The following is a 6,724-nucleotide window of genomic DNA, read 5'->3' on the forward strand; positions in this document are numbered from 1 at the left end:
AGGGAGGAAGCTCACCCCCCTCCCTAACCCTCCCCCCCAAGGGGGGAGGGAACAAAACCAAACCTCTTGAGCAACCACTTCGCCCCGAACGGCAGCAACCCCAACAGCGATACCGCGAGCAGCAACTCCAGCGACAGCGCCTCGCGCGGCGACTCGACCTTCGCCGCGGCCGTGCCGACGTTCACGATCACGAACGCCCCCGGCAACATGCCGAGCCAGCTGCCCCACGTGAACGTCCGCGTCCGCAGCGGCGTCAGGCCCATCACCAGGTTCACGAGGAAGAACGGCAGCACCGGCATGAGGCGCACGGTCAGCAGGTACGTCGCGCCATCCCGCTCCACGCCGCGCTCGACGGCCGCGAGCCGGGGGCCGAACCGCTCCTTCACCCAGTCGCGGAGGAGGTAGCGGGCGGACAGGAACGCGACCGTCGCGCCGACGGTCGCGGCCGACACCGCGAGCAGCGTGCCGAGCCACCGGCCGAACAGCGCCCCGGCGAGCAGGCTCATCGCCGTCGCGCTCGGCAGCGACAGCCCCGTGACGACGACGTATGCGAGGAAGAACACGGCCGCGGAGAGGAGCAAGTTTTCGTTCGCGAACGTCTGCCACGCGGTCAGCCGTTCGCGGACGGCCTGCCACGTCGCGTTCGAGTCCGGGGCGAACAGGAACGCGGCCACGAGTAGCAATCCGACCCCGACGGCGAAGTGAATTCTCCGGGGCCTCATAGTAGTAGGCACACTCCGTGTGCCGTCTCCTTCGCGCCGCGGAGACCCGCAGAAACGCACCGCGGCGCACAACAGACGGCACACGGAGTGTGCCTACTACTACGGCGTCTCGACGGTGACGGCCATCACGACCGGGGCGGTCGCGTCCGGCCCTTTCACCAGCTCGATGCTCTTGATCGCCTCGCTCCGCTTCGGCGACACGCTCAGGTAGCGGATCTGCTGGCCGCGGAGCTGGAACGCGAACTGCGACCCCGGTACGTCCACCCGGCGGATGTAGTCCGCGACGTGGACGCCGTTCTTCCACTCGTGGTCCTCGGCCTTGCCGTCCGCGTAATGCAGCCGGACGACCATGCTCACCGTGTCCTTCTCGCCGTAGGGCGACGCCCACCCGCCGACCCCGCCGAGGAAGTGGATCGCCTTCGCCGCCGTGTTGCACGGCAGCGTCACGCTCTTCGGCATCGTCGGCGGGATGGCCCCGCTCGTGCTGTAGAGCAGGATCGCGTTCTTCTGCTTGTCCCCGTTCGGGTCTACCAGGTAGAACGGGACCTTGTTGAACTCCTTCGGCTTCCAGTCCCGGAAGATCAGCCGCTCCACGTCCGCGTCCTCGCGGAAGAACATCCCCTTCGTACTGACCACCGTGGCGTACTTGTCGAGCGGGATCGGCACATACTTGCCCTTCTGCGTCATGAACTCCAGCAGGTCGGTCAGCTCCTCGACCTTCATCGTCTTCTCGAAGCCCTCGGGCATCAGCGACTTCGGCGATTCCTTCAGCGTCTCGATGTCGTCCCGGCTGACGGCGTGCCGTTTGTTTTCGGCGTCGATCAGTTCCACGCTGGTCCGCGTCTCCGACGCCAGCAGGCCGATGACGGTCCGGCCGTCGAGGAGGTTGGCGGTGTACGCCTTGAAGTTCCCCTCCACGCTCCGCGACGGGTCGAGGACGTGGATCAAAATCTCTTCCTTCGGGTGGACGGCGAACCCGGTCAGGTCCGGGCCGATCGTGTTCCCCTCGCCGCCGTGCTTGTGGCACTTCGCGCAATGCGTGACGAACGCCTTCTTCCCCTGCCCCACGTCGCCGGTCTTCGCGAGGACGTGCTTCAGTTCTTCGATCACCTTCTGCCGGTTCGCGTCCGGTAGCCCGCCGCCCATCGCGAGAAGTTTCGTCGCGCGGGTGCCGATCTCCTTGTTCGGGTGCGCGGCCAGCGCCGTCTTCTGGTCGAGCGCCAGCAGGTCGAACCGGAGGTCGCCCTTCTCCACCGCGTCGAGGAAGGCGGTCGCCGATTCTGGCCGCGCCAGCACGACCCGCAGCGCGATCGGCCGGACGGTCGGGGCGAGGTCCTTCAGCTTCGCGACGACGGCCGGGCCGACGTTCTTCGCCCGGCTGTTCGCCAGGGCTTCAAAGATCGCCGTCGAGAAGGCCGCGGACGACTTGCCGGTGACGGCGGCGACGATCTGCTTCGCCGCGTCGTCGCTCTCCGGCTGGAACTCGATGATCTGCTTCGCCGCGTCGATCCGGGCGGAATCGCTCGCCTTCTCGTCGGCGAGGGTGACGAACAGCCCCTTCGACAGTTCGCCGAGTTGCGTGTCGAGGCCCTTCACACCCCACCCGGCGGCGAGCTTCAACAGCCGGCCGCGGGAACTGGCGGACGCCTTGCCGAGCAGCCCGCCGATGGCCTTCTGGCCCTCCGGCGTCAGGTCCGCACTCAGCTTGCCGGACGCCCCGGATAGGCCGGTGATGACTGCGTTGGCGACGTCGGCCGACTTTGCGGCGTCGAGCGCGACGAGCAGGTCGCTCAACCCCTTCCCCTTCGACGTGGCGGCGTAGTGCCGCGCGACGAACTCGACGACTAGTAGGTCGGCCCGCGACAGTTGCGGCTTCGCCGCGGCGGCCGAGAGGAAGTGAACGTCGTGAACCGCGGCCGCGATGGTGAACGCCTGCGACAGCGATTGGTCGCCGTAGGTCGTCGCGTCCGACAGGCAGCTGGCGAGTATCTTGCCGTACTCGGCCGACGCCGGTTCGTCCGCGATGCGGAGGAAGGATTGCAACCGCTCCGGCAGCGAGTTCGAGTTGACCCGCTCCGCGTCGAGCGCCGCCTTGTTCTCGATGACCTTCAACCCCTCGACGGCCTTGCCCTTCTCGACGAGCAGCCGCTGGGCGTGCAGCCGCCACGCGAGGTTGTGGTGCTTGAGCGTCTCGACGAGTTGCTCCGGCGTCGCGTCCTTCAGGTTGACCCGCGGTTCCGGCTTCGCCTTCGTATAGACGACGCGGTAGACGCGGCCGTACTTCTTATCCCGGTACGGGATCTCGTAGGCGTTCCCCTTGCCCGTCTGGTAGCCCTGTGGCGTCGGGTTGTGCTGGACGATGATGTTGTACCAGTCCATCACCCACATGTGGCCGTCCGGGCCGACGCGGGCGTCGATCGGGGCGGCCCAGTCGTCGCGACTGGCGACGAGGTTCCACCCGTACCGCGCCGTGTAGCTGCTGCCGTTCGGCTGGAGCACGAGCGCGGCCGTCAGGTGCGCCGTCGGCTCGCTCACGAACGCGACCTTGTTCCAGTACTCCTCCGGGTAGGTGCGGGCGGTGTAGATCTCGCACCCGGCCCCGGCCGTGAACCCGCCGTGCCAGTCCACCTGCCGGTACTCCTTAACCACCGGCTCCACGTGGTTGTCGTACACGATGTTCGCCAGAGCGCTCGGCGTCAGCCCGCGGACCTTCTCGAAGTACCGGTTCGGGATCGTCAGGTGGACGAGCGGGCAGCCGTTCGCGGTGCTGCCGAAGAGTTCGCCGTTTTCGTTGAACGCGACGCCCCAACTGTTGTTGTTCGTGGACCGCAGGAACTCGAGCTTCGTGACCTTCGGGCCGGGTTCGACCTTGAATCGGAACAGCCCCTGGCCGAACCGGACGGTCTCCCCGTTGACGGTCCCGGCGTACCCGCTGTACCCGCACATGCCGTAGACCCAGTTGTCGAACCCGTACCGCAGGTTGCTCGGCCCGGCGTGCGTGTCCCGCGTGCCCCAGCCGGAGAACAGGACTTCCCGCAAGTCGGCCTTGCCGTCGCCGTCCGTGTCCTTCAGGAACAGCGTGTGCGGGGCGGACAGCACGACCAGCCCGCCGTGCAGGTTCAACATGCTCGTCGGGATGCTCATCTTCTCGGCGAACGTCGTGACCGTGTCGCACACCCCGTCGCCGTCGCCGTCCTCGCAAACGACGATCTTGTCCCGGCCCTCGCCGTCCCGTTGCAGCTCGTTCGGGTAGTCGTAGCTGAGCGCCAGCCACAGCCGGCCCCGCTCGTCCCACGTCATGCAGATCGGCTTTCCGCCGCCGAGCTTCTCCTCGGTCACGAACGGCTTCATCTCGAAGTCCGTCGGCGTGACGTAGTGCTTGACCGACTCCGCCGCCGGCAGCGGCTTCTGCATCTTCTTGATCGGCTCCCGTTGCGTGCCCCACCGCTCGCCGGCCGGGTAGTACGGGAGGACCGCGTCGACGAACTCGAACGGCTTCGCGTCCTTCGCGAACTCCGTCACCTTCGGCCGGTCCACGTAGGGCGGCACGTCCTCCAGCCCCTTGTTGCACGCCCACCGCGTCCCGCGTTCCACGAGCGCGATGAAGCCGGGGTGGCTCCACGTCCGTTGGTCGTGGCCCCACGCGGTGTAGAACACCCGCCCCTGGCCGTGCGTGCGAACCCACGTCCAGGGCTCGGACACGCCGCCCTCGGTGCGGACTTCCAGGACGGTGCGGTCTTTCTGGTTGTGCTTGTGGTGCGTGTACGTCTCGTCCCACGACTGGAACGACTCGAACCCCTTCATGACCGGGTGGTCCGGGGCGGTCGCCGTGACGCGGAAGACGCCCGTGGTGTGACTGCGGAACTGTGCCCCGACGAGGTCGATGTACGGCTGGCTGCGGATGAAGCAGTAGCTCGCGCAGTGTAGCGGGATGAACCCCTTCCCCGAAGCGACGTAGTCGAGCAACGCCTTCTCGTTCTCCGGCTGCCACTCGGTGTGGTTCGCGAAGATCATCAGCCCGTCGTATTTGTTCAGCGTCTCGGCGTTGAGGTCGGACACCTTGTCCGTGTACGTCAGGTGGACGTTCCGCTTCGCGAGTTCCGGTTGCAGTTGCCGGAACCGCGCGGCCGGCTGGTGGCCGGCGTTGTCCCCGAGGAACAGCACCGTCAGTTTCGGCGGCTCGGCCGCCGCCACCGCCGCGAATACGAGTGAAAGAAACGCGGAGAGGCACTTCATGGTTTCACCCAGGCTACCGAGAGGTTGGACTTACGAAGTCCATTCTTACATATTCCTAAAAAATTTGACACGACTTCTGATTTCTGATTGACGTGCCCCCACCCATTCGTTCACAATCTTTTCATATTCCGATCCGGGGCTACCCCATCTCCTCGTGACCGGATTCGGTTGGACCTCCCCTCCCAGGTCGTTCGATGAAACATGTCAACTGGTGGTTGGCTCGCCCGTTGGGGTCGCTCTTTGTCGTTGCCGGCTGCCTCGCCCTCCCGTCGTGCGGTCCGTCGGGGCCACGGCTGTACCCCGTTACCGGGCAAGTCCTATTCGAGGACAAGCCGGCGGCCGGGGCGACGGTCGTGTTCCACCTCGTCGGCGGAAGCGCGGACGCGCCGAAGCCGGGAGCGACCGTCAAAGACGACGGGTCGTTCACGCTCAACTCGTACCCGCACGGGGCGGGCGCGCCGGAAGGCGACTACACGGTCCTCGTGACGTGGTTCGAGGAGTCGAAGAACGAGAACGCCGACCCGAAGAGCCGCATCCCGACCCGGTACGCCGACCCGGCGAAGTCCGGGTTGAAGGCGGCCGTGAAGCCGGGCACGAACGCCCTCGAACCGTTCAAGCTGACAAAAAAGCCTTAGTACAGCCCCATTTCTTCTCTCCTTTTTCCGGAGGTCTGTCATGACCGGCTCTCTCTCCCAAACCCGCCGCGGGTTCACGCTCATCGAGCTGCTCGTCGTCATTGCCATCATCGCGATCTTGATCGGCCTGCTCCTGCCCGCCGTGCAGAAGGTCCGCGAGGCCGCCGCGCGGGCGAAGTGTACGAACAACGTGAAGCAGTTGTCGCTGGCCGTCCACGGGTACCACGACGCGAACGCCCGCCTCCCGGCCGCGCGGGAGCAGGTGCTCGTCGGCGGGCAGACGGTCAAGTTTCACTCGTGGACGACCCGCATCCTGCCGTACATCGAGCAGGAGAACGTCTTCCGCCAGTACAACTTCAACCTGAACTGGGACGAGGGGGCGAACCAGAACGTCGGCGGGCCGATCCGGAACACGATCCCGACGTTCCTCTGCCCGTCCGCCCCGCAGAGCGGCCGGCACGCCAACCGCGGGGTGACGGACTACGCCGCGACGACCGAGCGGACGTGGCCGAACGCCTACGTCTCGACCGGCCCGACCGGGCAGGCGCAGTTCGTCAGCACGGCCGACCCGTACTACATCGGGATGCTGCCGCACGACAAGGTGACGAACAACGTCGAGGACAAGAGCCGGCGGACGATCCTGGCCGTGCAGGACGGCACGTCGAACACGATGATGATTGCCGAGTGCGCCGGCCGGAACCTGCGGTACGTGATGGGGGCCGAGGACGCGGTGCAGACGTGGTCGGCCGGGCCGTGGGCGAACCCGGACGCGCGGATCAACGTCGGCGGGTTCGACCCCGCGACGTACACCCGCGGGACGGTGATCGCCAACCCCGGCGCGACGACCGGGCCGTGCGCCATCAACTGCGTCAACTCGAAGGAGATTTACTCGTTCCACACCGCCGGCGCGATCATCGGCATGGGCGACGGGTCGGTCCGGTTCCTAAAGGCCACGACCTCCCTCGACCTCGTGCTGAAGCTGCTGACGTACAACCGCGGCGAGGTCGCGTCGAACCTGGATTGATCCCCCGCCGGGGTGGGGGGGGGGGGGGGCGAACCGCCCCCCCCCCCCCCCCCCCCCCCCCCCCAACCCACGACCCCCCCCCCACCCCCCCCCACCCGGACCCCCCC

General features: G+C 67.1%; 4 protein-coding genes. 2 read left to right on the plus strand and 2 right to left on the minus strand.

The genetic code is table 11. From position 1 onward, the window contains the following. Positions 1–23: 23 nt before the first annotated feature. Together AC5JJ2_RS06310 and AC5JJ2_RS06315 are read right to left on the minus strand one after the other, a co-directional pair. The gene (locus AC5JJ2_RS06310) at positions 24–674 is read right to left on the minus strand and encodes a TVP38/TMEM64 family protein (protein ID WP_495857119.1); all 651 of its coding nucleotides are present in this window, start codon (positions 672–674) and stop codon (positions 24–26) included. A gap of 147 nt (positions 675–821) precedes the next feature. Next, entirely contained in the window at positions 822–4,958 is a 4,137-nt protein-coding gene (locus AC5JJ2_RS06315) for a PVC-type heme-binding CxxCH protein (RefSeq protein ID WP_495857120.1), read from the minus strand. A gap of 194 nt (positions 4,959–5,152) precedes the next feature. Here AC5JJ2_RS06315 and AC5JJ2_RS06320 point away from each other — a divergent pair, with 194 nt between their 5' ends. Further along, entirely contained in the window at positions 5,153–5,593 is a 441-nt protein-coding gene (locus tag AC5JJ2_RS06320; RefSeq protein ID WP_495857121.1) for a hypothetical protein, read from the plus strand. 40 nt (positions 5,594–5,633) lie between these two features. Further along, positions 5,634–6,617: a DUF1559 domain-containing protein gene (locus AC5JJ2_RS06325; RefSeq protein WP_495857122.1), complete on the plus strand. Its 984-nt coding sequence runs from the start codon at positions 5,634–5,636 to the stop codon at positions 6,615–6,617. The last annotated feature ends 107 nt before the right edge of the window (positions 6,618–6,724 follow it).

The sequence above is a fragment of the Limnoglobus sp. genome (assembly GCF_059499385.1).

Bases quoted from the DNA above. Each gene is read 5' to 3' on its own strand.
- AC5JJ2_RS06320 (WP_495857121.1), top strand. From the start codon at position 5,153: ATGAAACATGTCAACTGGTGGTTGGCTCGCCCGTTGGGGTCGCTCTTT.
- AC5JJ2_RS06315 (WP_495857120.1), bottom strand. From the start codon at position 4,958: ATGAAGTGCCTCTCCGCGTTTCTTTCACTCGTATTCGCGGCGGTGGCG.
- AC5JJ2_RS06325 (WP_495857122.1), top strand. From the start codon at position 5,634: ATGACCGGCTCTCTCTCCCAAACCCGCCGCGGGTTCACGCTCATCGAG.